Here is a 25,182-nt window from a genome sequence, read left to right as displayed (position 1 = left end):
TTTCGCGGCGATGTTAGAGGGATGTTAATCTTTTCGGCGTAGCGATTCGCCCTTGGGCCTCTCGACTCCGGCGCTTCAAATCCCGATATAGGTTCCATGTCCCTGCCGCCCGGATTCCTTGACGAGTTGCGCAACCGCCTGCCGCTGTCGCAGGTGGTCGGGCGCAAGGTGATCTGGGATCCGCGCAAGTCGAACCGCGCCAAGGGCGATTTCTGGGCGCCCTGTCCGTTTCACACCGAAAAGTCGGCCTCGTTCCATGTCGATGACCGCAAGGGGTTCTATTACTGCTTCGGCTGTCACGCCAAGGGCGACGCGGTGAGCTTCGTCAAGGAAACCGAGAATGTCGGGTTCGTCGAGGCGGTGGAGATCCTGGCGCGCGAAGCGGGCATGGTGATGCCCGCCCGCGATCCGCAGGCGGCGCAAAAGGCGGACCGGCGCACCGAATTGGTGCGGGTGATGGAAGAGGCGGTGAAGTATTTCCGGCTGCAGCTGAACACCCAGGCGGGGGCGGCGGCGCGGGATTATCTGGCGCGCAGGCGGCTGGGGGCCTCGGCGCTCGAACGCTTCGAGATCGGTTTCGCCCCCGACAGCCGCAACGGCCTGTTCCAGGCCCTGACCGGCAAAGGCATCGCCCCCGACCTGATCGTCGATGCGGGGCTGTGCATCCGCCCCGACGAAGGCGGCACCCCCTATGACCGCTTTCGCGGCCGGATCATCTTTCCCATCCGCGACGCGCGGGGGCGGGCGATTTCCTTGGGCGGGCGGGCGATGGACCCGAATGCCCGGGCGAAATACCTCAACGGGCCGGAAACCGAGCTGTTCGACAAGGGCCGCAATCTTTACAACCTTGGCCCCGCGCGCGAGGCCTGTGGCAAGGGCAAGCCCCTGATCGTGGCCGAGGGCTATGTCGATGTGATCGCGCTGGTCGAGGCGGGCTTCACCGGCGCCGTCGCGCCTCTGGGCACGGCGATCACCGAGGATCAGCTGAAACTGATGTGGCGCATCGCCGACGAGCCGGTGATCGCGCTGGATGGCGATGCGGCCGGGCTGCGGGCGGGGCTGCGGCTCGTCGATCTGGCCTTGCCGCTGCTGGAGGCGGGCAAGGCGCTGCGCTTTGCCATCCTGCCCGGCGGGCAGGACCCCGACGATCTGATCAAGGCCGAGGGCCGCGAGGCGATGGAGCGGGTTCTGGCCAGCGCCAAGCCGATGGTCGATCTGCTCTGGCAGCGCGAAACCGAGGGCAAGGTCTTTGACAGCCCCGAACGCAAGGCCGCGCTCGACAAGAGCCTGCGCGCGGCGCTGAAGAAGATCGCCGATCCCTCGATCCGCACGCATTACGGCGAGGATATCAAGCGGCTGCGCGAAGAGCTGTTCGGCCTGTCCCGCGGCGGGCAGGCGCCGCGCTGGACGATGCCGCAGGGGGCGTTCAGCCCGGGGCCGCGCGGCCCGGGGGCGGGCGGGCGCGGCGCGAAGCCGCAGGCGCTGCCGCTCTCGGCCACGAGGGCCTCGCTTCTGGCCTCGGCGGGCAGCGAAGCGGTGGCCGAACAGCTGCGCGAGACGATGATCGTGGCGATCCTTTGCGCCCATCCCGTGCTGGTCGCCGAATTCGAAAGCCAGATCGAGCGGTTGCGGCTGTCCGATCCCGGCCTTGGCGCGCTGCGCGACACGATGCTGATGCAGGCCGACCGGCCCGCCGGGGCGCTGGCCGAGGCTTTGGCGCGCGAAAATCCGGGGGTGCTTGAAACCCTGATGCGCCATCCCCATGTGCGCTCGGCCCCTCCGGTGCTGCGCCGGGACGACAGTGACTTTGCCCGCATGTGTCTGGCCGAGGAACTGGCCAAGTTGCAGGCGACGCGGGCGGTGCGGGCAGAAACCGAAGAAGCCGCGGAAGCTCTTGAAGGCCTGGCCGACGAGGGCGTGACCTGGCGGATCAGCCAAGCGACGAAAGCCTTTCACCGTGCCGGAAAGTCGAAACTTGAAGACACGGGAGATCTGGGCGAGGACCGGGCCGCGATGTCGGATTTCCTGCAGTCCCTGCTCGACAAGCACGGCGGCGGATGAGAATTTCCCCCTTTGATTCGCCCCTGTGATTCGCCGCCGTGATTCGATAAAACGGCGAGAACCGATTCGACCCGCTGCGCGCCAGCCCGTGCGCAGCCCCGATGCAGCCCGACGAGGAGCGCCCATGGCCGCCAAGGACATCGACGACACCAAGCCCGACACCGCCGCCGACGAGGACGCTTCCTTTGACATGAGCCAGGCCGCCGTCAAGCGGATGATCGGCGAGGCGAAGGAACGCGGCTACATCACCATCGACCAGCTCAACGCGGTGATGCCGCCCGAAACGGTCTCGGGCGAGCAGATCGAGGATGTGATGTCGATGCTCTCCGAAATGGGGATCAACGTCGTCGAGGGCGAAGAGGTCGAGGAAAGCGAAGGCGGCGAGGTCGTCGAGACCGGCTCCGGCTCGCGCGAGATCGCGGTGGCGGGCGCGGCGGGCGAGACGCTTGACCGCACCGACGACCCGGTGCGGATGTATCTGCGCGAGATGGGCTCGGTCGAGCTGCTCTCGCGCGAGGGCGAGATCGCCATCGCCAAGCGCATCGAGGCCGGCCGCAACACGATGATCGCCGGGCTGTGCGAAAGCCCGCTGACCTTCCAGGCGATCACGATCTGGCGCGACGAACTTCTGTCCGAAGAAATCCTGCTGCGCGACGTGATCGACCTTGAGGCCACTTTCGGCCGCTCGCTTGACGGCGACGAGGGCATGGAAGGCATGGAGGGGATCGAGGGTCCGGTCGTCGAAGGGCTGGATCTGGAAACCGCCGAAGGGGCCGCCCCCGCCGCCCGCCGTCCGGCCTCGGACGAGCCGGAATATGACGCCGACGGCAATCCGATCTCGCGCATCGACGAGGAAGAGGACGACGACGACAGCTCCAACATGAGCCTTGCCGCGATGGAGGCTGCGCTCAAGCCGAAGGTGCTGGAGACGCTGGAGCTGATCGCGCGCGACTATGCCAAGCTTGCCGAGATGCAGGATCTGCGGATGTCGGCGACCTTGAACGAGGACGGCACTTTCTCGGTGGCCGAAGAGGCCGCCTATCAGAAGCTGCGTTCGGAAATCGTGCTGCTGGTCAACGAACTGCATCTGCACAACAACCGGATCGAGGCGCTGATCGACCAGCTTTACGGCATCAACCGCAAGATCATGTCGATCGACTCCGGCATGGTGAAGCTGGCCGATGCGGCGCGGATCAACCGGCGCGAATTCATCGACGAATATCGCGGCTACGAACTTGACCCGACCTGGATGGACCGGATGTCGGCGAAACCCGCCCGCGCCTGGGTGACGCTGTTCGAGAAAAGCCGCGACAAGGTGGAAGACCTGCGCCACGAAATGGCCCAGGTGGGGCAATATGTCGGCGTCGACATCTCGGAATTCCGCCGCATCGTGAACCAGGTGCAAAAGGGCGAGAAAGAGGCCCGGCAGGCGAAAAAGGAAATGGTCGAGGCGAACCTGCGTCTCGTGATCTCGATCGCCAAGAAATACACCAACCGCGGGCTGCAGTTCCTGGATCTCATTCAGGAAGGCAACATCGGCCTGATGAAGGCGGTCGACAAGTTCGAATACCGCCGCGGCTACAAGTTCAGCACTTACGCGACCTGGTGGATCCGGCAGGCGATCACCCGCTCGATCGCCGATCAGGCGCGGACGATCCGGATTCCGGTGCACATGATCGAGACGATCAACAAGCTGGTGCGGACCGGGCGGCAGATGCTGCATGAAATCGGCCGCGAGCCGACGCCGGAAGAACTGGCCGAAAAGCTGCAGATGCCGCTGGAAAAGGTCCGCAAGGTGATGAAGATCGCCAAGGAACCGATCAGCCTTGAAACGCCGATCGGCGACGAGGAAGACAGCCAGCTGGGCGATTTCATCGAGGACAAGAACGCGATCCTTCCCTTGGACAGCGCGATTCAGGAAAACCTCAAGGAAACGACGACGCGGGTTCTGGCCTCGCTCACGCCGCGCGAGGAACGCGTGCTGCGGATGCGCTTCGGCATCGGCATGAACACCGATCACACGCTGGAAGAGGTCGGCCAGCAGTTCAGCGTGACCCGCGAACGGATCCGGCAGATCGAGGCGAAGGCGCTGCGCAAGCTGAAACACCCGTCGCGCTCGCGCAAGCTGCGCAGCTTCCTCGACCAGTAAGGCCCCGATGCCCTGAAGATGCGCCCCGAACGGGGCGCATGTCTTTTGCAATGCCGTCTCTTGCTCTGGGCGTCCTTTCCGGCGCCCGCGCAAGTCCCGGTTGCAAATCTGCATTTCGAACCGCTTTTTTCGGATTTCGTCAACGGCGCCTTAAGACTCTGATCGCAGACTGGACTCGGTGGGAGATGGAGGGCGCAAGATGACCATGTTTCGGAATACGTTCGCCGATGTGTTCCATTTCGATGACCGCATGGCGACGACGGGGCAGCACCTGCGGCGCACGGACGAGTTTCTCGATCTGGCGCAGGGGTTTTACGGCGAAACCGTGCTGCAGACCGCACGCGGGTTGCGCCGTGTGTCGTCGATCCTCGAGGGCGAGAAGATGCGCACCTTTACCGGCGGTCTGGCCCCGGTGCTCAGCATCGAGCGGTTCGCGCTGGCGCGGCTGCGCCATCCGATGCCGCATCGGTTCTGGCCGCTCAGCCTGCCCGCGGGCCTTTTCGGCAATACGCGCAACCGCTTCGTCGCGCCCGAGCAATGCCTGCTGCTGCAAAGCGATCTGGCCGCGCGGGAACTGGGCAAGCCCCTGCTTCTGGTGCCCGCCAAGGTGCTGGGCCTGCTGCCGCAGGTGACGGCGGTGAACCCGGGACCCAAGGCGGTGCTGTATCGGCTGCTCTTCGAGCGGCCCGAGCTTGTGGTGACCGACCGCGGCGCGGTGATGCTGTGCGACATCGGCTCGATGTTCGACGATTGGGCCGATCTGGATCCGCATGACACGCTGGCGCATCTGCCCGAGGTCGCGGCGCTGCCCTTTGATGCGGCGGTCGATCTGATCCGCCGGGAAATCGCGCTGGATGGCGGGCTGGAGGCGCATTTCGCCAAGCATCTTGCCCGGATGGAGGCGATCCGCCGGTCGATGTGCGCGCAGGAGCCGGAGATTGTGCCGCAGCCCGGCCCGGAAAGCACCCATCCCGAGGCGCACCCCGGCACCGCCCCCGCGCGCAAGGGCCAGCGCAGAGGCGTGACGGGCCAGATCCCCGCCTGAGCCTGCGGCTCAGCGCTTGAACCGGTCGGCCAGCTTTTCCAGCGGCGATCTTCTGTCGTCTTCCGGGGCGGGCGCCGTCTTTGCGCCCTGGGCCGGGGGCTCGGCCGGTCGGGTTCCGGTCGAGGATCGTGGCGGCGCCGTGCGCAGCGCCACGGCGTTGAGGAACTTGGCCCCGTCGCCCGCCGCCAGCGCGGCCGCCCCGTCGGAGAGGCCGCGCATCAGATCGTCCAGCCAGGCCGCCTCGGCCTTGGCGAAATCGGAGAGCACATAGCCGGCCACCCGGTCCTTGTCGCCGGGATGGCCGATGCCCAGACGCACCCGCGCATAGGCCTCGCCCATATGCTGGTGGATCGAGCGCAACCCGTTGTGCCCGGCATGGCCGCCGCCCTGTTTCAGCCGCAGCTTGCCCGGCGCCAGATCCAGTTCATCGTGAAAGACGGTGATCGCCTCGACCGGGATCTTGTAGAAATCCGCCGCCGCCCGCACCGACTGGCCCGAAAGGTTCATGAAGGTCTCGGGCTTGAGCAGGATCACCCGGGTCGAGCCGAAACGGCCCTCGCTCACATGGCCCTGAAACGCCTTCTTCCAGGGGGCGAAACCGTGATCGGCGGCGATGCGATCGACCGCCATGAAGCCGATATTGTGCCGGTTGGCGGCATATTTCGTCCCCGGATTGCCAAGGCCGACCCAAAGCTGCATCGCGACTCTCCCGTGGTCTGTCTCAAGCCCGACAGGGGCGGGGGCCAGCCCCCGCACCCCCGGGATATTTATGGCAAGATAAAGGGGGGCCGATTTATCTTGCCATAAATATCCCCGCCGGAGGCGGAATGTGAAACGCCGGGCACTGGGCCCGGCGTTTCCCGTTTCCTTGCGGAAAGGATCACTCTTCGGCGTGATCGGCCGAGACGAGACCCGAGGGCGCCGCGATATTGGCAACGACGAAGTTGCGGTCGATCGTGGGCTTGCAGCCTTCCGGCAGCGGGATGTCGTTGATGTGGATGACGTCACCGATGTTGCGGCCGGTCAGGTCGACGGTGATGTGATCCGGAATGTCCCCGGCGAGCACTTCGAGTTCGACTTCCGGACGCACGATGGTCAGGGTGCCGCCACGCTTCAGGCCAGGGCTGGCTTCGGCGTTGTCGAAGTTCACGTGGATGAACAGGTTGATGCGCGAGGCGCGGTGGGTGCGCATGAAGTCGATGTGGGTCGGAAGATCCTTCACCACGTCTTTCTGCACGCCGCGGCAGATCACGCGGACGTCGTCCTGACCTTCGATGTGCAGGTTGAACAGCGTCGACAGGAACCGGCCCTTGCGCAGGCGGGTCAGCAGCTTGTTGTAGTCGAGGTTGATGGCCAGCGGCTCTTTGCCGTCGCCATAAACGATCCCGGGAACTTTGCCCTCACGACGTGCTGCGCGAGCGGCCCCCTTGCCCGTCCCCGTGCGCACCTCGGCTACGAGAGTTTCGATCTCTTTCGCCATTTGGTATCTCCAATGCAAATTGAGGCCCCCTCCAAGGGTGGGGCCCATGAACGGGGGGAGATAGAGAGGAAGCCCCCGCTTGTCCAGAAGATTCGCGCCCAGATTCGCGCCTTGTTTTGCAGGGGTTTCATCACGCTTTGGTAACAGCCCCGGCGAAACCGTGCCGATCCTGGCCCCCGGGGGAGTGGGCGCGGGCGGCAGGCTGTGGTACCCGGTTTCAAAGCGGTTTGAGGGGGCGGAAATGGCATTGCTGAGGGTGGCGCGGGTCAGCCGGGCGACGGGGATCGGGCTTTGCGCGCTGGGGGTGTTCTGGGGCGCCTTCGCGGCGCAGATGCCGGAATTCAAGACACGCGCCGGGGTCGAGGATGGGCTTTTCGGCGTGCTCCTGCTGGGGTCGGCGGTGGGGGGGATGGCGGCGATGGCCTTGGCGCCGCAGGTCGGGCGCTGGCTTGGGGTCCGGGTGCTGCCCCTGACCGGGGCGTTTCTGGCCGTTGCGGCGCTGATGCCGCTGCTCATCCACTCGGGCCCGACGCTGGCGCTGGCGCTGGTCGTCATGGGCGTGGCGATGTCGAGCCTCGATCTGGCGGCGAATGTGCGGATCTCCGAGCTGGAGCATGACACCGGCCTGCCCTTGATGAACTGGAACCATGCGCTGTTTTCGGCGGGCTTTGCCGTCTCGGCGCTTCTGGCCGGGATGGCGCGGCGGGCGGGCCTTGCCCCCGAGATGGTGCAGCCGGTGCTGGCGCTTGTCCTTGTCGCCATGGCCGCGGCGATGATCGAGGCGCGGCGGGCGGGCGCCAGCGCCGAGGAGACCGAGGCGAAAGCGGCGGCGCGCACGCCCTGGGCGGCGGCTCTGGCGGCGGCGGCGATCCTGTTCGCCGCTTTCGTTGCGGAAAATGCCACCGAGACCTGGTCGGCGCTGCATATCGAGCGCAATCTGGGCGGGGCCCCGGGCGAGGGCGCCTTTGGCCCGGCGATGCTCGGTCTGACGATGGCGGCGGGGCGGTTCGGCGGGCAGCTGCTGGCCGCCCGTCTGGGCGAGGCGCGTCTGGTGGCCCTGTCCGCCGTTCTGGGCTGCCTGGGCGCGCTGGTGACCGCGGTGGCCCCGGTGCAGGCGGTCGCGGTGGTCGGCATCGGCCTGATCGGCATGGGCGTTGCGGTCGTCGTGCCCTCGGCCAATTCGCTTTTGGGGCAGAGGGTTGCGGCCTCGGAACGGGCGCTGGCGATTTCGCGGTCCTGGATGATCGGCTTCACCGGCTTCTTTGTCGGCCCGGTGGTGATGGGGGCGCTGGCGCAGGCCTTCGGTCTGCGCGCGGCCTTTGTCGCTGTGGCGCTGGTGATGGCCTCGATCCTGCCCGGCCTCTGGGCGCTGAAGCGGATCAGGCGCGCCTGAGGGGATGACGGCCCGGGGTGTCCCGGGCCCGCCTGCTCAGCGGTAAGTGGTGAAGAAGCCCTCGGGCACCAGCAGGTTGTCGCGGCCGAGATCCTGCACCCGCTTCTCGCCACACAGCGCCATCGAGATGTCCAGCTCCTTGCGCATCACTTCGAGCGCCCGGGTCACCCCCGCTTCGCCCATCGCGCCAAGGCCATGCACATAGGCGCGGCCGATCATCGTGCCCTTGGCCCCCAGCGCCAGCGCCTTCAGGATGTCCTGACCCGAACGGATGCCGCTGTCGAGCCAGACCTCGGTCTTGTCGCCCACCGCCGCGACAATCTCGGGCAGCATGCGGATGGAACTCAGCGCGCCATCCAGCTGCCGCCCGCCATGGTTCGAGACGATGATCGCATCGGCGCCGAAATCGGCGGCGGCGCGGGCGTCCTCGGCATCCAGAATCCCCTTCAGGATGAATTTGCCGCCCCATTGGTCGCGGATGCGGGCGATCTTTTTCCAATCCAGACAGGGGTCGAACTGCTCCGAGGTCCAGCTCATCAAGGAGGCCGCATCGCCCACCCCCTTGGCATGGCCGACGATATTGCCAAAGAAGCGGCGCGGCGTCGCCAGCATCTCGCGGCCCCAGGTCAGCTTCGTCGCCATGTCGAGCAGGTTCGCCGGCGTCAGCTTCGGCGGTGCGGTCAGGCCGTTCTTCAGATCCTTGTGGCGCTGGCCCAGAATTTGCAGATCCAGCGTCAGAACCAGCGCCGAACAGCGCGCCTTCTTCGCCCGCTCGATGATTGCATCGACGAAGTCCTCGTCGCGCATCACGTAAAGCTGGAACCAGAACGGATCGGGGGACTGCGCCGCCACATCCTCGATCGAACAGATCGACATGGTGGAGAGGGTGAAGGGCACGCCGAATTTCGCCGCCGCCCGCGCCGCCTTGATCTCGCCATCCGCCCGCTGCATCCCCAACAGCCCGACCGGCGCCAAAGCCACCGGCATCGCGACCTTCTGCCCCGCCATCGTGGTCGCGACCGAACGGCCGGACATGTCCACCGCCACCTTCTGCCGCAGCCGGATCTGCGCGAAATCCGTCGTGTTCTCGCGGAAGGTCTGCTCGGTATAAGAGCCGCTTTCGCAATAATCGTAGAACATCTTCGGCGTGCGTTTGCGGTGCAGCGTCTTCAGATCGTCGATGCAGGTGATGACGGTCACGGAGCCCTCCCTCCCAAGTGGTCAAGTGAACTTACCAATATTCGGGAGGATTGCAAGCGACTGGTCAAACGAAAGCCCCCAGCGAAAAGCGGCCGCTTTCACCTTGGTGCAAATATCCCGGGGGGAGTCCGCAGGACGGGGGGCAGCGCCCCCTGCGCCCTTGCAGAAGGGGCGCTCAGGCCGAATGCGCGCCCGCGGCCAGCGCCGCGACGGTGGCCAGAACCTCGGCCGGGCTTTTGCCCGCGCCGATCTCCTTGACGATCGCCGATCCCACGACGCAGCCATCGGCCACGGCGGCGATCGTCCGCGCCGCCTCGGGGGTCGAGATGCCGAAGCCGACGATCAGCGGCAGCTCGGTCGCCGCCTTGATCCGCGCCACTTCCGGCGCGACATCGCTCACCTGCGCCGCCTGCGAGCCGGTGATGCCGGTCACCGAGACGTAATAGACAAAGCCGCTGGTGTTCTGCAGCACCTTCGGCAGGCGCTTGTCATCGGTCGTCGGCGTCGCCAGACGGATGAAGTTGATTCCGGCCTCGGCCGCCGGGATGCACAGTTCAGAATCCTCTTCGGGCGGCAGGTCGACGACGATCAGCCCGTCGATCCCCGCCTCTTTCGCGTCTTTCAGAAACTTCGGAACGCCGCGATTGTAGATCGGGTTGTAATAGCCCATCAGCACGATCGGCGTCGTGTCATCGGTCTTGCGGAACGCCGCCACCATGTCGAGCGTCCGCTGCAGCGTCTGCCCGCCTTCCAGCGCGCGCTGCCCCGCGAGCTGGATCGTCGTGCCATCGGCCATCGGATCGGTGAAGGGCAGGCCGAGCTCGATGATGTCCACCCCCGCCGCGGGCAGTCCCTTCAGGATCTCGGCCGAGGTCGCCAGATCCGGGTCCCCCGCCATGATATAGGCGACGAAGGCTTTCTTGCCCCCGGCCTTCAGGGCGGCGAATTTGGCGTCGATGCGAGTCATGGCGGTCCCCTTCGAATGTCCGTGCGGGTTTGCGGGAAGCGGCGCGGAAAATCAATGGCGAAAGGGCCGCGGCTTGCTTTGCGGCCCCTGCAAGCTTGCGCGCAAAGCGCGGGCCGCGTAAGAGGCGCGCAATCATCAAGGAGAGTGACATGGGCTTTCGCATGGGGATCGTGGGCTTGCCGAACGTCGGCAAATCGACGCTGTTCAACGCGCTGACGAAAACCGCCGCGGCGCAGGCGGCGAACTTCCCCTTTTGCACGATCGAGCCGAATGTCGGCGAGGTGGCCGTGCCCGATCCGCGCCTTGACACCCTGGCCGAGATTGCGGGCTCGAAGCAGATCATCCCGACGCGGATGACCTTTGTCGATATCGCGGGTCTGGTGAAGGGCGCCTCGAAGGGCGAGGGGCTGGGGAACCAGTTTCTGGCCAACATCCGCGAGACCGACGCCATCGCCCATGTGCTGCGCTGTTTCGAAGACGGCGACGTGACCCATGTCGAGGGCCGCGTCGATCCCTTGGCCGATGCCGAGACGATCGAGACCGAGTTGATGATTGCCGATCTGGAAAGTCTGGAAAAGCGGCTGAACAACATCGCGCGCAAGATCAATGCGGGCGACAAGCAGGCCAAGGAAGACGCCCGCCTGATGCTCGCCGCGAAAGAGGCTTTGGAGGCGGGCCGTCCGGCGCGCACGGTGAAGGTCGCGGAGGATGACCGCAAGGCCTGGGGGATGCTGCAGCTGCTGACCGCGAAACCGGTGCTGTACGTCTGCAACGTCGAGGAAGAAAATGCCGCCAAGGGCAATGCGCAATCCGCGCGCGTGGCCGAAATGGCGCGGGCAAGCGGCGCGGCGACGGTGGTGATTTCGGCGAAGATCGAGGAAGAGATCAGCCAGCTTGCCGCCGATGAAGCCTCGATGTTTCTGGAAGAACTCGGCCTGCACGAAGCGGGCCTGGATCGGCTGATCCGCGCCGGTCACGACCTTCTGGGCCTGCAGACCTATTTCACCGTCGGCCCTAAAGAGGCGCGCGCCTGGACGATCCGCAAGGGCACCTTGGCGCCTGCCGCCGCGGGCGTGATCCATGGCGACTTTGAGCGCGGCTTCATCCGCGCCGAAACCGTCGCCTATGACGACTACGTGCAATACCGCGGCGAAAGCGGCGCGAAAGAGGCGGGCAAGTTCCGCGTCGAGGGCAAGACTTACGAAGTGCAGGACGGCGACGTGCTGCACTTCCTGTTCAACGCCTGATCTCAGGTCGCGATCTGTTCCAGCAGCGCCGCGCAATGTTCCAGCGCGGCGCTGGCCGGATCAAGCGCCAGAACCGCTTTGGCCTCGGTCAGATGCGCCCTGGCCGCGGCGGTGTCGCCGCGCAAAAGCGCCACCTCGCCCAGCCCGGTCAGGCTTTCCGCCCAGCGGTAATCGGCGTGATCGCGACGGCCCAGGGCCAGCGCCGCCGCAAAGGCTTGCTCGGCCCGGTCAAGCCCCGCGCCCCCGGGCAAAGCCAGCGCCGTCAGGCCCAGATTGTGCTGCAGCCGTGCCCGCTCGGCGCGCGCGTCGAGCCCGGCCAGAACCGCATCGGCCTGTTCGAATTCCGCGATCGCGGTCGCCAGCGGCGTCGCATCGCCCGTCACCTCGGCCAGATGCCGCCGGGCCAGTGCCCGCGTCGCCCGCGCCGAGGCCCATTCGGCCGGGTGCTCGTCCTGTTTCAGCAGCTCGAGCACGGCGTCCAAGTCGGCCAGCGCGGTTTCGATCAGCGCGGCCTCGGCCGTCATCCGGCCCAGAGCCGCGCGAACATTCGCCCGCGCCGCCGTGCTGTTGGCCCATTCCAGCGGCGAGCCTTGCGCATTGAACACCTCCAGCACCGCCGAATAGGCCTTGATCGCCTTTTTCAGCATCGCACCGTCGCGGTGGCGCAGGCCGATCAGCTCCTGGATGCCGCCCAGATTGTGCTGCGAAAAGGCCCAGTTTTCCGGCTGTTTCGTGCGGGCCACGGCCTTGGCGGCGGCGGCGAACAGCTCGGCCGCAAGGTCCAGATGCTTGCGACCGGGGCGGAACTGGCCGATGATCTGATGGCAATTGCCAAGGCTTGTTTGCGCTTGCCCCAGCTCGCCGCCCTTGGCGCGCTTGTAAAGCGCCTTGGCCAGTTCCAGCGCCACAAGCATGTCAAAGGGATCGCCCGCCTTTTCCCCGGCCTCCAGCTTTTCATAAAGCAGATCGACCGAGGCCCGGAACACGCCCCCCGCGGGGGCGGCGGCCTTGAGCCGTTCGATCTGCCGCGCCGCCGCCCGTTCGGGGGCGTTGCAGATCCGGTCCTGGCGGAAGGCGGCCGAGAGCAGGGGCTCCTCGGTCGCGCCGTCCAGAAGCACGGCGGCCCCGGCGCGGTCGCCCGCGGCGTTCAGGGCCGCCACCTGTTTCAGGGTCTCGTTTTCACCCGCCAGCGCCGCGGTTTCCGCCGCCGCCGCCAAGGCCGCGCGCAGCCCGTTCAGCGCCAGTTCCGGGTCGGGAAAGCGCCCGGAGGCGAAATCCTGCGCCAGCGCCTGCACAAGCGGCAGGGGCGCCTCTGTTGCGTCCAGACGGCGGATCAGATCGGCGGTGACAGGGTCTTCGGCGGGCATGGCATCCTCGGTCTTGGGGCGGGATTGATCCCGCCGCCCCGCTCTAGCCGAAGTTGCCGCAGAGCGAAACGCCCCGCGGCTGGGTGATAATCGCGCAGGCTTACCAATGCCCGGTGTTGGGCATCGAAGCCCAGGGCTCGGCGGGCGGTAGGGCCTCGCCGATCTGCAACAGCTCCACCGAGGCATTGTCGGGGCTGCGGATGAAAGCCATCCGGCCATCGCGCGGCGGGCGGTTGATCGTCACGCCATTGGCCTGCAGATGCGCGCAGATGTCGTAGATGTTTTCCACCCCATAGGCGAGATGGCCGAAATGGCGGCTGTCGGACGGCAGGGCCGGGTCGCCGTCCCAGTTCCAGGTCAGCTCGACCGGGGCGTCTTCCTGCCCCGGCGCGGCCATGAAGACCAGCGTGAAGCGGCCCTGCTCATTCTCGATCCGGCGGGTTTCGCGCAGGCCCAGAAGCGCAAAGAAATCCATCGTGCGCTGCAGGTCCAGCACGCGCAGCATGGTGTGAAGATAGCGTATCTGCATGGGAGGTCTCCGTTTCCGGCGCGAACGATAGCGCAACCACGGGCGGGGACAAGCTCAGAACGTCGAGCGCCAGCCCACCGCCACCGACAGCTCGGTCCGGCTGAAGCGCGACACATTGCTGTCCACCTTCACCGCCTGCAGCTTCAGTTCCGGCGCAAAGGCGGCGATGCCCAGCTTCGGCACCGTCATGCCCAGCTCGGCAAAGACCGAGTCATCCTGCCGCCCGCCTTCGGGGTGCATCGTCGCCACCATGTAATCGGGATAGACCGTGGTCGAGACCCCGGCGGCCAGGCTGAGCGCCACCGGGCCCAGCTGCGCCTTGGGCTGAAAGCTGGCACTGCCCGAAAGCGACCAGAGCCGCGCCTGCGACGCCGGGCTGAGCAGGGTGCTGGCCGAAACGCCAAGGCCCCAGGTGCCCTTGGCCGCCGCCCCGCGCAGGCCGAAATCCAGCTGCTGGCGCCGGTCGATCCGGGCGCGCGCGACCCAGTCGCGGCGCTCATGCGCGGCGCCGAAAGTCAGCTGCAGCCGGTCGTTCAGCCGCTTGCTGCCCGAAAGCTCGAGCCCCTGCCAGTCATAGGCGGGCTGACCGCCCTGCCACAGCCGCCCGGCCTCGATCTGCGCCATGCCGAAAAGCCCCGGGCCGAAGCTGCGGCTGTGCTGCAGATGGGTCGAGAGCGAGGCGGTCGAATAATCCGCATTGCGGATCTCGACCGGGGCGGGGGGGGTGGTGCCCCACCAGAAAGGCGGGGTCGTGGTCGGGCGGCCGTAGAAATCGACCAGCCGGACATAGCCGTTCAGGCCCAGCCGGGTCTGCGACCGCGCCCCTTCGGCGATCCGCAGGCTGGCCGAGGCATCGGCGGTGCCGACCACCCCGGCAAGCGCCATCGCCTCGTCGCTGAGCACGCCGACCGCATCGAAACCGTCGATCACGTTGGTGCGGTCGTCGGCGCCACCGTTGACGTTGTTCGAGGGGCGCAGACCCAGTTTCAGGCTGAAGGCCAGCGGATTGAGCGCCACGAGGCGGCGATAGTCCTGCACGCCGACGGCGCGGGCCCGGGCATCGGGGGCATATTGCACCGTCTGCCGGGCCCAGAAGGCGGCGGCGCCGAAGCGGCGCTCGGCCATTGCCGCCTGTCCGGCGACCCGGGCGGCCTCGTAATGCTGGCGCGGCGATTGCGCGGCGAAAAAGCTGCGCCGCGCCGCCTTGCGGGCGGTGGCGGTATTGCCTTCGGCCAGCGAGAGCCGCGCGAAGATATAATGGCCAAGCGGGTCCTTTGGATCCCGGCGCAGAAGCTCGGTGGCCAGCGCCGCCGCCTCGGGGCCTTGCCGCCCGGCCAGCGCCTGCACCGCCGCGGCGCCGATCTGTTCCGCGCTTGCCGCGGAAAGCGGCACGCGGCGCGGGGGCTCGGCCGCGGCCGGAAGCGCGAGGCCAAGCGCCAGCATCAGCCCCGCGGCGACGCGGCGCCCCGTTTCAGGGGGCCACATTGTCGCAGATCGGCAGGGTGTTGTTCGGACCGCATTGCGTCAGCACGAAGACGCCATGTTCCTGTTCGCCGGTCCAGTTCCTCTCGAACTCGGTCAGATGCACGAGCCCCGCCACCGAATTCGCATCGGTGCCGCCGAAGATGCCGCCATAGCTGCCGATCGTGGTCAGGTCGCTGTATTCGGCGCTGCCGGTGAAGGTGCCGTCCTCGGCAATCGTGCCCGGAACCAGGATCACATCGGCCAGCGCGTAATTCGTATCGACCAGCACCCGGTTCGAAATCGCGCCGTTCACCGTATTGTCGTTGAAGTTCGCGTTCAGGAAGATATCCCCGGTGATCCGGCCCGGCTGCGCCGGAACGTTGATCGGATCGACCGTGCCGCTGATCGGCAGCGCCACATCATCCGGCCCGCCGTCGCGCGGGGCATCGACGTTCGTCACCGCGGCATAGCTGCCCGCATAGGAGACCTGCCCCCGCCCCGGGCCGGTGCCGATCTCGGGCCGGTCGAAGCCGCCCGCGCGGTCATAGCTGCCGCCGGCGAAATAGCGGTTGAACTGCCCGCCGTCGCCCACCGTCACCGCCTGCACCGATCCGTCATCCGAAATCGCCCCCAGCGCGACAAAGAGCCGGTCGAGCGAATCCTCCTGCATGCGGTAGGCGGTATAGCCGGGCACATCCAGCCGGGCATCGCGGTCATAAGTCACCTCGGCCGGGGTGGAATCGAGCAGGTCGATGGTCACCTTCATCGTCGTGCCGTCATAGCGGACCGCCTTCAGGTTGTTGCTCAAAGCCGCCGGGATCGCCGTCGTCTCGCCGCCACCGCCGCCATCCCCATCGTCATCCTTGGGGGTGACGATCGCGGCGCCACTGCAGGCGGCAACCGCCAAAAGGGCCGCAAGCGGCCAAACCCGTCTGATCATTATTTCGTCTTTCGTTGACTGCTCGTTGGCCCAAAGTTGACGAAAAATCGCAAAAAAGTCAATTTCCAACGGCCTCGCGGCCTGCGCCTTGGCCAAACGTGCCCCGGCTGCGACAGTGCTGTCGGACGCGCCACCGTATCTCGCGGTTTCGGCGGCTGTCTTTGCCAGATATAGTCGCGGCGATTCTAACCCGGAGACCCCCATGTCGCTTACCCCAGACCAGCTTGCCGAGATCGCCGCCCAGCGGGCCAGCCGCCAGACCACGCTGCGCGCCACCTCGGCGGGGATGGAGGCGCGGCTTTACCAGGCCCATCCGGTGCTCGACCACGGGCTGATCCGGGTCATCGACTACATGGGCGACGATGCCGCGATCTGTCAGGCGGCGCGGGTCAGCTATGGCCGCGGCACCAAGGCGGTCTCGGATGACCGCGGCCTGATCCGCTATCTGATGCGGCACTGGCACTCGACCCCGTTCGAGATGTGCGAGGTGAAATTCCACGTCAAGCTGCCGATCTTTGTCGCCCGGCAATGGATCCGCCACCGCACCGCGAATGTGAACGAATATTCCGCGCGCTATTCGGTGATGGACCGCGAATTCTACATCCCCGCGCCCGAGCATCTGGCGGCGCAATCGACGGTGAACAATCAGGGCCGCGGTCAGGTTCTGGAAGGCGCCGAGGCGGCCCGGGTGCTCGATCTTCTGCGCGAAGATGCGATGCGCGCCTATGACCATTACGAGGACATGCTGACGCCGGATGCCGACGCGGGCAAGCTGGGTCTGGCGCGGGAACTGGCGCGGATGAACCTGCCCGCGAATGTCTACACGCAATGGTATTGGAAGATCGACCTGCACAATCTCTTCCACTTCCTGCGGCTGCGGGCGGATGTGCATGCGCAATATGAAATCCGGGTCTATGCGCAGATCATGGGCGACATCGTGAAGGACTGGGTGCCGCAGGCCTACGAGGCCTTCGAGGATTACCGCCTGGGCGCGGTGAGTGTTTCGGCCAAGGCGAAAGAGGTGTTGAAACGTCGTCTTGCGGGGGAGGTGGTGACGGCGGAGACCTCCGGCATGAGCAAGGGCGAGTGGCGGGAGTTTGTGGAGGAGTGGGGTTAACTAAAGGGTAAGGGGGTCGTTTGCCGTTTAGTATCTACATCGATGAAAGCGGCGAAACCGGTATTGCAAAAGTCAGGAGCGATGTTTCTCCTGGCGCTTCTCCTTATTTTGTTGTTGGGGCTGCTGTTTTTCAGCCGTCCTCAGCGATCGACGCGAGACAAAAGCTTTCGCTCTTTCGAGATCAAATTGGAAAGCAAAAATGGAAACACGCCACAGATCTTGATCATCCGGAGAAGGTCTATCTTGCAAGAACTTTTAGCCAGGTTAATGCGAGGTATTTCGCAGTTATCTCTAGGAAGCAAACGCTTGGAGATTATAAAGAGAAAATCGAAGAGGATCCTCAGAAATTCTATAACAAGTGTATCCAGTATCTTCTGGAGATTGTCTGCTGCTACCTAAGGAGATTAGGAGCAAAGCCGGATGATATTTCGGTGATTCTTGAGCGTCGAAATCATGATTATGATGCTATGTATCGCTTTCTTCAAAAAGTGAAAGACATGCCATTGTTTGAGGCTTCGAAGTCCCTTGAAATTCTGAACGTTTTTTCAATTGGAACGGCCGCGAAGGGAGAGGATCCCTTGCTCGAATATGCGGATTTTGTTAGTCATGCAGTGTTTCAGCTTACAAATCTCACGCCCAAGAACTTCGGGATTCCCGAAGTAAGATATTTTGACGAGCTGTCAAAGCGCTTCGCTGCAGATGTTAATGGAAGAATTCTTGGGGTTGGCCTGAAGTGTATTCATAGCTTGGATGATTTGAAATTGCAGCCCGAAGTTGTCAGTTTGTTGAAGAGTGCTCGCGGACAGCCTATGCCGCTAAAAAGGTAAGTTCTCGCTTCAGTTCCATTATGTAGCTCCCGCCCGATGCCCTGCATCGGGCAGCGCCCGACCCGCCCCCACGGGCGGGCGCTTCTCGCCCACCCTCGGGTCGGGCGCTGCCCTCTGACCCACCGTCTCCCCCCGTTGCCTCTGCCCCCCGGCCTCGCTAGGCTCACCCCGAACCACCACCGGGGGACACATGCTCGACATCGTCTATTTCGCCTGGGTGCGCGAGCGCATCGGCCTGCCGCGCGAGCGGGTCGAGACCTCGGCCGCCACCGTCCTTGACCTTGTGGCCGAACTGCGCGCCCGCGAGCCGCGCTATGAGGCCGCCTTTGCCGATACCTCGGCGCTGCGGGTGGCGCTGGATCAGCAACTGGCCGGGTTCGATGCGCCGCTGGCGGGCGTGCGCGAGGTTGCCTTTTTTCCGCCGATGACAGGGGGCTGAGATGCAGGTTCGGGTTCAGGACGCCAGTTTCGACTTTGGCGCAGAACTTTCCGCCTTTTCCGAAAACCGCGAAAACGTCGGCGCGGTCGTGGGTTTTCTGGGCCTTGTGCGCGACGATACCGGCAATCTTGAGGCGCTGGAGATCGAGCATTACCCCGGCATGTGCGAAAGCGCGATTGCCGCGATGGTCGAGGAGGCGCGCAGGCGCTGGGATCTTGCCGATGCGCTGGTCATTCACCGGCACGGGCGGCTTGCGGTCGGCGCGCAGATCATGATGGTGGCGACGGCGGCGCGGCACCGGGTGGCGGCTTTTGAAGCGGCGGAATTCCTGATGGATTATCTGAAATCCCGGGCGCCGTTCTGGAAGAAGGAAGTCAGCCGCGACGGCACCGCCTGGGTCGCCGCCAAGGACATCGACGAGGATGCGCTGAGCCGCTGGCAGGGCTGATCCTTCGCAAAACCGCCATCACCTGTCGGAAACCGCATTGCCTTGTGCGCCCCTTCGTCGCAGGCTGAAGGCGGGAGGACGACATGACCGATACCGCGCGCCTGCGCGCCATCCTTGCGGCCCATCGCGGCCGGGAAGGGGCGCTTTTGCCGATCCTGCATGATGTGCAGGCGGCCTTTGGTTTCATTCCCGAAGACGCTTACGCGCCGATTGCCGCCGATCTGGGGCTGACCCGGGCCGAGGTGGCGGGGGTCGTGGGCTTTTATCACGATTTCCGCAAGGCGCCCGCGGGGCGGCATGTGATCAAGCTATGTCGGGCCGAGGCCTGTCAGGCGATGGGCATGGATGCGGTGCAGGCGCGGCTCGAATCGGCGCTGGGGCTGCGGCTGGGCGACAGTTCGGAGGCGGTGACGCTGGAAGCGGTTTATTGTCTGGGCCTTTGCGCCTGTGCCCCGGCGGCGATGGTGGATGACCGGCTGGTCGGGCGGCTGGATGCGGCCGCGGTCGCGGGCATCGTGGCGGAGCTGGGCGCATGAAGATCTGGTTGCCCTGTGATGCCGCTGCAAAAGCCTGTGGCGCCGAGGCGGTTCTGGCCGCGCTGCGGCTTGAGGCCGAAAAGCGCGGGGGTGCGCTTGACATTGCCCGCAACGGGTCTCGGGGCATGATCTGGCTCGAACCGCTGCTGGAGGTGGAAACCCCCGCGGGCCGGATCGGCTTTGGCCCGATGACGCCCGCCGATGTGCCCGCGCTGTTTGACGCGCTTGAAAGCCACCCGAAAGCCCTCGGGCTGGTCGAGGAGATCCCCTTCTTCAAGCGCCAGACAAGGTTGACCTTTGCCCGCTGCGGAAGGATCGAGCCGCTGTCGCTGGCGCAATTCGCCGCCGCCGAGGGCTGGGCCGGTCTGCGCAAGGCGTTGAAGATGACCCCCGCCGAGGTGGTCGAAGAAGTGCTTGCCTCGGGTCTGCGCGGGCGTGGCGGGGCGGGGTTCCCCACGGGGATCAAATGGCGCACCGTCGCCGCGGCGCAGGCCGATCAGAAATACATCGTCTGCAATGTGGACGAGGGCGACAGCGGGTCCTTTGCCGACCGGATGCTGATCGAGGGCGACCCCTTTTGCCTGGTCGAGGGCATGGCGATTGCCGGTCACGCGGTCGGCGCCACCCGCGGCTATGTCTATATCCGCTCGGAATACCCCGACGCGATCGCGGTGATGCGCGCAGCGATCGCGATGGCGAAACCGTTCCTTGCGGAAGCCGGGTTCGAGATGGAGGTCCGCGTCGGCGCGGGGGCCTATGTCTGCGGCGAGGAAACCTCGCTTCTGAACTCGCTTGAAGGCAAGCGCGGCACGGTGCGCGCGAAACCGCCGCTGCCCGCGCTGAAGGGGCTTTTCGGCAAGCCCACGGTGGTGAACAACCTGCTGTCGCTCGCCGCCGTGCCGTGGATCATCGCGCATGGGGCCAAGGCCTACGAAAGCTTCGGCATGGACCGCTCCCGCGGCACGATCCCGTTGCAGATCGGCGGCAATGTCAAACGCGGCGGGCTGTTCGAGACCGGGTTCGGCATCACCTTGGGCGAACTGGTCGAGGACATCTGCGGCGGCACCGCCAGTGGCCGCCCGGTCAAGGCGGTGCAGGTGGGCGGGCCCTTGGGCGCCTATCACCCGGTTTCCGATTATCACCTTCCCTTCTGCTATGAACAATTCGCGGGGCAGGGCGGGTTGGTCGGTCACGCCGGGCTGGTCGTGCATGACGACACCGCCGACATGCTGAAACTCGCCCGCTTCGCGATGGAGTTCTGCGCCATCGAAAGCTGCGGCACCTGCACGCCGTGTCGCATCGGCGCCGTCCGCGGGGTCGAGGTGATCGACCGCATCGCCGCGGGTGACGCTTCGGCGATGCCGCTGCTTGATGACCTTTGCCAGACGATGAAACTCGGCTCGCTCTGCGCCTTGGGCGGTTTCACCCCCTATCCGGTGCAAAGCGCGATCCGCCATTTCCCCGCCGACTTCCCCTGCGCACGCGAGGCCGCCGAATGAAAGACCTGATCATTCCCCCGCTGGATTGGACGCAGGACATGGGCACGCCGAAACGCGAGGGCGCGCCGGTGCATCTGACCATCGACGGCGTCGAGGTCACCGTGCCCGCGGGCACCTCGGTGCTGCGCGCCGCGGCCGAGGCCGGGATTTCCATTCCGAAACTTTGCGCCACTGACAATGTGGAGCCGGTGGGGTCGTGCCGTCTGTGCATGGTGGAAATCGAGGGGATGCGGGGCACGCCGACCTCCTGCACCACCCCGGTTGCGCCCGGGATGCGGGTGCATACGCAGACGCCGCAGCTGCAGAAACTGCGCCGCGGCGTGATGGAGCTTTATATCTCGGACCATCCGCTCGATTGCCTGACCTGCGCGGCGAATGGCGATTGCGAATTGCAGGACATGGCGGGCGCCGTCGGCCTGCGCGAGGTCCGCTATCAGGCGAAGGACACCCATTTCGCGCGCCGCGATGCCACGGGGCCGAACCCGCGTTACATCCCCAAGGACAATTCCAACCCCTATTTCAGCTATGATCCGGCGAAATGCATCGTCTGCATGCGCTGTGTGCGCGCCTGCGAGGAAGTGCAGGGCACTTTCGCGCTGACGGTGATGGGGCGCGGCTTTGACGCCCGGATCTCGCCCGCGGCGCCCGATTTCCTGTCCTCGGATTGCGTGTCCTGCGGCGCCTGCGTGCAGGCCTGCCCGACGGCGACCTTGGTCGAAAAGTCGGTCGAAAGGATCGGCACGCCGGAACGCAAGGTGGTCACCACCTGCGCCTATTGCGGCGTCGGTTGCAGCTTCGAGGCGCATATGCTGGGCGATCAGCTGGTGCGCATGGTGCCCTGGAAAGGCGGCGCGGCGAACCGGGGCCACAGCTGCGTCAAGGGCCGCTTCGCTTACGGCTATGCGACGCACCAGGACCGCATCCTCAAGCCGATGATCCGCGACAAGATCACCGACCCCTGGCGCGAGGTGAACTGGACCGAGGCGCTGGACTTCACCGCAACAAGGCTGCGGGCGCTGCGCGACAGCCACGGGGCGGATGCCCTGGGCGTCATCACCTCCTCGCGCTGCACGAACGAAGAAACATACCTCGTGCAAAAGCTTGCCCGCGCGGTTTTCGGCACCAACAACACCGACACTTGCGCGCGGGTCTGCCATTCGCCCACCGGCTACGGGCTGAAACAGACCTTCGGCACCTCGGCCGGAACGCAGGATTTCGACAGCGTCGAGGAGACCGATCTGGCGCTGGTCATCGGCGCGAATCCGACCGATGGGCACCCGGTTTTCGCCTCGCGCCTGCGCAAGCGGCTGCGGGCGGGGGCGAAACTCATTGTCGTCGATCCGCGCCGGATCGATCTGCTGAACACGCCGCACCGGGGCGAGGCCTGGCATCTGCAGCTGAAGCCCGGCACCAATGTCGCGGTGATGACGGCGATGGCGCATGTGATCGTGACCGAGCAGATCTTTGACAAGCGCTTCATCGGGGATCGCTGCGATTGGGACGAATGGGCGGATTACGCCGAATTCGTCGCGAACCCGGAGTATGCGCCCGAGGCGGTGGAAAGCCTGACCGGGGTTCCGGCGGGATTGCTGCGTCAGGCCGCCCGGGCCTATGCGGCGGCGCCGAATGCCGCGATCTACTATGGCCTTGGCGTGACCGAGCACAGCCAAGGGTCAACCACGGTCATCGCGATTGCCAACCTCGCGATGATGACCGGCAATATCGGGCGGCCCGGTGTCGGCGTGAACCCGCTGCGGGGGCAGAACAACGTGCAGGGCAGCTGCGACATGGGCAGCTTCCCGCATGAATTCCCGGGCTATCGCCATGTCTCCGACGATGCGACGCGGGGCCTTTTCGAACGCACCTGGGGCGTCACCCTGTCGTCCGAACCCGGGCTGCGGATCCCGAACATGCTCGATGCCGCCGTCGAGGGCCGGTTCAAGGCGCTTTACGTTCAGGGCGAGGACATCCTGCAATCGGACCCCGATACGCGGCATGTCTCGGCCGGGCTGGCGGCAATGGATCTGGTGATCGTCCATGATCTTTTCCTGAACGAGACCGCGAATTACGCCCATGTCTTCCTGCCCGGTTCGACCTTTCTGGAAAAGGACGGCACCTTCACCAATGCGGAACGCCGCATCAACCGGGTGCGCCGGGTGATGGCGCCAAAGGCGGGCTTTGCCGATTGGGAGGTGACGCAGATGCTGGCCAATGCGCTGGGGGCGGGCTGGCATTACACGCACCCGTCTGAAATCATGGCCGAAATCGCCGCGACGACGCCGGGTTTCGCCGCGGTCACCTACGAAATGCTGGACGCCCGCGGCTCGGTGCAATGGCCCTGCAACGAAAAAGCCCCCGAAGGCTCGCCGATCATGCATGTCGAGGGCTTCGTGCGCGGCAAGGGCCGGTTCATCCGCACGGCCTACCTGCCGACCGACGAAAAGACCGGGCCGCGGTTCCCGCTTCTGCTGACGACGGGGCGGATTCTGAGCCAATACAACGTCGGCGCGCAGACGCGGCGGACCGAAAACACCGTCTGGCATGGCGAGGACCGGCTGGAGATCCACCCGACCGATGCCGAGACGCGGGGCATCCGTGACGGCGACTGGGTGCGGCTGGCGTCCCGCGCGGGGGAAACCACCTTGCGGGCGACGGTGACGGACCGGGTCAGCCCCGGCGTCGTCTACACCACCTTCCACCACCCCGACACGCAGGCCAATGTGGTCACCACCGACACTTCCGACTGGGCGACGAACTGCCCGGAATACAAGGTGACGGCGGTGCAGGTGGCGGCGTCGAACGGGCCCTCGGACTGGCAGCAGGATTATGCGGCGCAGGCGGCGGCCGCGCGGCGGATCGAGGCGGCCGAATGAGCCTGCCCGCCGGTGCGGTCACGGTCCCGCTGCCCGGCGGGGCCCGGGCGGTGCTGGCCGAGGAAGTGCCGGTGGCGCTGGTTTTTGACGGGGTTACGCAGGCGGTGATGATGGCCTCGCCGGTGGATCTTGAGGATTTCCTGCTGGGCTTTGCCCTGACCGAGGGGATGATTGCCGATCGCGCCGAGCTGTTGCGCCATGAGGTCGTGCGGCAACCGCAGGGGATCGAGCTGCGGGGGTGGCTGGCGGCGCCCGCCGGGCAAAGGTTTGCCGCGCGGCGGCGGGCGATGGCCGGTCCGGTCGGCTGCGGGCTTTGCGGCCTTGACAGCCTGGCGGCTGTGTTGCGCCCGCTGCCGCGGGCGCCCCGGGGCGGGGCCCCCCCCCCCCTGGCCGATGGTGCGCTTGCGGCCTTGCGGGCCGGGCAGAGCCTGCAGGATGCGGTCCGGTCCGTGCATGCGGCGGGGTTCTGGGACGGCGCGCAGATGCGGGCGCTGCGCGAGGATGTCGGGCGGCACAATGCGCTTGACAAGCTGGCGGGGGCGCTGGCGGGGCAGGGGATCGATGCGGCGGCGGGGGCCTTGGTGCTGACCTCGCGGCTCTCGGTCGATCTGGTGCAGAAGGCGGCGATGATCGGGGCGCGGGTGCTGATCGCGCCCTCGGCGCCCACCGCGCTGGCCGTGGCCGAGGCGCAGGCCGCGGGCCTTGCGCTGATCGCCCGCGGCCCCGACGGGCCGACCCTCTACACGGAAACGGAGGCAGAATGAGCGACGACAAGATCATCCGGATGGCGAATCAGATCGCCGCCTTTTTCGCGGTGCAGCCGGGCGACAGGGCCGGGCCGGTCGCCGCGCATATTTCGGAAAACTGGTCCGCGCCGATGCGGGCGGCGCTGCTGGCGCATGTCGCGGCGCAAAGCCCCGGGCTGGATCCGCTGGTCATCGCCGCCGCGCCGCAGATCCGCCCGGTGCCCGCCTAGGCCCCGGCGCCTTCAGCGCGCCAGCGCGGCCGCCCCGGCGGTCATCGTTTCCACCAGGGCCGCGACCTCGGCGCGCAGGCTCTCTGGCGGCAGGCCGACGAACCGGCCCTGCAGCGCCAGATGCACGACACCATGCACCGCGGCAAAGGTGGTGCGGCCGCGCAGCACCAGGGCCTCGCGGCTCAGATCGGGGCGCAGCGCCGCCAGATGCGGCGCGATCACGGCCAGCAAAACCGCGTATTCCTGCCGGTGCCAGTCGGGAAAGTCGCGCCCCTCGGGCAGGCGATGCTCAAAGAGGCAGAGCCACAAGGCCCGGTTTTCCATGGCGAAATCGATGTAGCGCGCGGCCAGTGCCTGCAGCGCCGCCACAGGCCCCGAAGCCCCCGCCATCGCCTCGGACAAGGTGGCGCCCAGCCGCGCCAGGGTGCGCGAATTGACCTCCACCACCAGCATGTCGAGATCCTCGACCGCGGTGTAAAGCGCCCCGAGGGCACAGCCCGCCCGCGCCGTCACCGCCCGCGCCTTCAGCCCCGCCAGGCCGTGATCGGCGATCTCCGCCTCGGCCGCCGCAATCAGCCGGGCTTTCAGATCGGCTTTCTTCTCGTCGCGATTATGTCCCATCCGG

General features: G+C 66.3%; 23 protein-coding genes. 14 read left to right on the top strand and 9 right to left on the bottom strand.

Going from position 1 to position 25,182, the window contains the following annotated elements; all coding sequences use genetic code 11:
* The first annotated feature begins 96 nt into the window (after positions 1 to 96).
* From dnaG to RCAP_RS15080, 3 genes are all read left to right on the top strand, one after another.
* Positions 97 to 2,061, top strand: a complete 1,965-nt coding sequence (dnaG, locus tag RCAP_RS15090; protein WP_013068752.1) for a DNA primase — start codon at positions 97 to 99, stop codon at positions 2,059 to 2,061.
* 124 nt (positions 2,062 to 2,185) lie between these two features.
* Complete coding sequence (gene rpoD / locus RCAP_RS15085; protein WP_013068751.1) at positions 2,186 to 4,210, top strand: RNA polymerase sigma factor RpoD; 2,025 nt, start codon at positions 2,186 to 2,188, stop codon at positions 4,208 to 4,210.
* Positions 4,211 to 4,409: 199 nt separating this feature from the next.
* Complete coding sequence (locus RCAP_RS15080; RefSeq protein ID WP_013068749.1) at positions 4,410 to 5,255, top strand: Hint domain-containing protein; 846 nt, start codon at positions 4,410 to 4,412, stop codon at positions 5,253 to 5,255.
* Between the two features lie 9 nt (positions 5,256 to 5,264).
* Here the strand turns inward: RCAP_RS15080 and pth are convergent, their stop codons facing one another.
* Positions 5,265 to 5,954, bottom strand: coding sequence for an aminoacyl-tRNA hydrolase (gene pth / locus RCAP_RS15075; protein WP_013068748.1), 690 nt, complete (start codon positions 5,952 to 5,954; stop codon positions 5,265 to 5,267).
* Between the two features lie 181 nt (positions 5,955 to 6,135).
* Complete coding sequence (locus RCAP_RS15070) at positions 6,136 to 6,735, bottom strand: 50S ribosomal protein L25/general stress protein Ctc (RefSeq protein WP_013068747.1); 600 nt, start codon at positions 6,733 to 6,735, stop codon at positions 6,136 to 6,138.
* A gap of 241 nt (positions 6,736 to 6,976) precedes the next feature.
* Here RCAP_RS15070 and RCAP_RS15065 point away from each other — a divergent pair, with 241 nt between their 5' ends.
* Positions 6,977 to 8,128, top strand: a complete 1,152-nt coding sequence (locus tag RCAP_RS15065) for an MFS transporter (RefSeq protein WP_013068746.1) — start codon at positions 6,977 to 6,979, stop codon at positions 8,126 to 8,128.
* A gap of 36 nt (positions 8,129 to 8,164) precedes the next feature.
* Here RCAP_RS15065 and RCAP_RS15060 read toward each other — a convergent pair whose 3' ends face one another.
* Together RCAP_RS15060 and trpA are read right to left on the bottom strand one after the other, a co-directional pair.
* Positions 8,165 to 9,328 (bottom strand): alpha-hydroxy acid oxidase, encoded by a 1,164-nt coding sequence (locus RCAP_RS15060; protein WP_013068745.1) that lies wholly within the window; start codon positions 9,326 to 9,328, stop codon positions 8,165 to 8,167.
* 175 nt (positions 9,329 to 9,503) lie between these two features.
* Entirely contained in the window at positions 9,504 to 10,295 is a 792-nt protein-coding gene (gene trpA, locus RCAP_RS15055) for a tryptophan synthase subunit alpha (RefSeq protein WP_013068744.1), read from the bottom strand.
* Positions 10,296 to 10,444: 149 nt separating this feature from the next.
* Between trpA and ychF the strand changes: the two genes are divergently transcribed.
* Positions 10,445 to 11,542: a redox-regulated ATPase YchF gene (gene ychF / locus RCAP_RS15050; RefSeq protein ID WP_013068743.1), complete on the top strand. Its 1,098-nt coding sequence runs from the start codon at positions 10,445 to 10,447 to the stop codon at positions 11,540 to 11,542.
* Positions 11,543 to 11,544: 2 nt separating this feature from the next.
* Here the strand turns inward: ychF and RCAP_RS19695 are convergent, their stop codons facing one another.
* The 4 genes from RCAP_RS19695 to RCAP_RS15030 form a co-directional block, all read right to left on the bottom strand.
* Positions 11,545 to 12,909 (bottom strand): hypothetical protein, encoded by a 1,365-nt coding sequence (locus tag RCAP_RS19695; protein ID WP_013068742.1) that lies wholly within the window; start codon positions 12,907 to 12,909, stop codon positions 11,545 to 11,547.
* Between the two features lie 100 nt (positions 12,910 to 13,009).
* On the bottom strand, positions 13,010 to 13,438 hold the full coding sequence (locus RCAP_RS15040) for a VOC family protein (RefSeq protein WP_013068741.1): 429 nt from the start codon (positions 13,436 to 13,438) through the stop codon (positions 13,010 to 13,012).
* A 54-nt stretch (positions 13,439 to 13,492) separates the two neighbouring features.
* Positions 13,493 to 14,923, bottom strand: coding sequence for a porin family protein (locus RCAP_RS15035; RefSeq protein WP_013068740.1), 1,431 nt, complete (start codon positions 14,921 to 14,923; stop codon positions 13,493 to 13,495).
* A complete protein-coding gene (locus RCAP_RS15030) occupies positions 14,910 to 15,842 on the bottom strand; it encodes a hypothetical protein (protein ID WP_013068739.1) in 933 nt (310 codons plus the stop codon). Before RCAP_RS15030 ends, RCAP_RS15035 begins: the two co-directional genes overlap by 14 nt.
* 202 nt (positions 15,843 to 16,044) lie before the next feature.
* On the opposite strand from RCAP_RS15030, the gene thyX reads away from it, so the two are divergent.
* The 9 genes from thyX to RCAP_RS14990 all read left to right on the top strand — a co-directional run bounded on the left by thyX (position 16,045) and on the right by RCAP_RS14990 (position 24,557).
* Entirely contained in the window at positions 16,045 to 16,959 is a 915-nt protein-coding gene (gene thyX, locus RCAP_RS15025) for an FAD-dependent thymidylate synthase (protein ID WP_013068738.1), read from the top strand.
* Between the two features lie 20 nt (positions 16,960 to 16,979).
* Positions 16,980 to 17,786 (top strand): DUF3800 domain-containing protein, encoded by an 807-nt coding sequence (locus RCAP_RS19040; RefSeq protein WP_013068737.1) that lies wholly within the window; start codon positions 16,980 to 16,982, stop codon positions 17,784 to 17,786.
* Between the two features lie 190 nt (positions 17,787 to 17,976).
* Positions 17,977 to 18,225, top strand: coding sequence for a molybdopterin converting factor subunit 1 (gene moaD / locus RCAP_RS15020; RefSeq protein ID WP_013068736.1), 249 nt, complete (start codon positions 17,977 to 17,979; stop codon positions 18,223 to 18,225).
* 1 nt (position 18,226) lies between these two features.
* A complete protein-coding gene (locus RCAP_RS15015) occupies positions 18,227 to 18,673 on the top strand; it encodes a molybdenum cofactor biosynthesis protein MoaE (protein ID WP_013068735.1) in 447 nt (148 codons plus the stop codon).
* An 83-nt stretch (positions 18,674 to 18,756) separates the two neighbouring features.
* Complete coding sequence (locus RCAP_RS15010) at positions 18,757 to 19,209, top strand: formate dehydrogenase subunit gamma (RefSeq protein WP_013068734.1); 453 nt, start codon at positions 18,757 to 18,759, stop codon at positions 19,207 to 19,209.
* On the top strand, positions 19,206 to 20,708 hold the full coding sequence (locus tag RCAP_RS15005) for a formate dehydrogenase beta subunit (protein ID WP_013068733.1): 1,503 nt from the start codon (positions 19,206 to 19,208) through the stop codon (positions 20,706 to 20,708). Before RCAP_RS15010 ends, RCAP_RS15005 begins: the two co-directional genes overlap by 4 nt.
* Entirely contained in the window at positions 20,705 to 23,581 is a 2,877-nt protein-coding gene (gene fdhF, locus RCAP_RS15000) for a formate dehydrogenase subunit alpha (RefSeq protein ID WP_013068732.1), read from the top strand. Before RCAP_RS15005 ends, fdhF begins: the two co-directional genes overlap by 4 nt.
* A complete protein-coding gene (locus RCAP_RS14995; protein ID WP_013068731.1) occupies positions 23,578 to 24,345 on the top strand; it encodes a formate dehydrogenase accessory sulfurtransferase FdhD in 768 nt (255 codons plus the stop codon). Before fdhF ends, RCAP_RS14995 begins: the two co-directional genes overlap by 4 nt.
* A complete protein-coding gene (locus RCAP_RS14990; protein ID WP_013068730.1) occupies positions 24,342 to 24,557 on the top strand; it encodes a formate dehydrogenase subunit delta in 216 nt (71 codons plus the stop codon). Before RCAP_RS14995 ends, RCAP_RS14990 begins: the two co-directional genes overlap by 4 nt.
* 12 nt (positions 24,558 to 24,569) lie before the next feature.
* Here the strand turns inward: RCAP_RS14990 and RCAP_RS14985 are convergent, their stop codons facing one another.
* Positions 24,570 to 25,178 (bottom strand): TetR/AcrR family transcriptional regulator, encoded by a 609-nt coding sequence (locus RCAP_RS14985; RefSeq protein WP_013068729.1) that lies wholly within the window; start codon positions 25,176 to 25,178, stop codon positions 24,570 to 24,572.
* Between the last annotated feature and the right edge of the window lie 4 nt (positions 25,179 to 25,182).

It is taken from the genome of Rhodobacter capsulatus SB 1003 (genome assembly GCF_000021865.1).
Classification (GTDB): Bacteria; Pseudomonadota; Alphaproteobacteria; order Rhodobacterales; family Rhodobacteraceae; genus Rhodobacter; species Rhodobacter capsulatus_B.
This window is presented reverse-complemented; position numbering and strand designations above follow the sequence as displayed.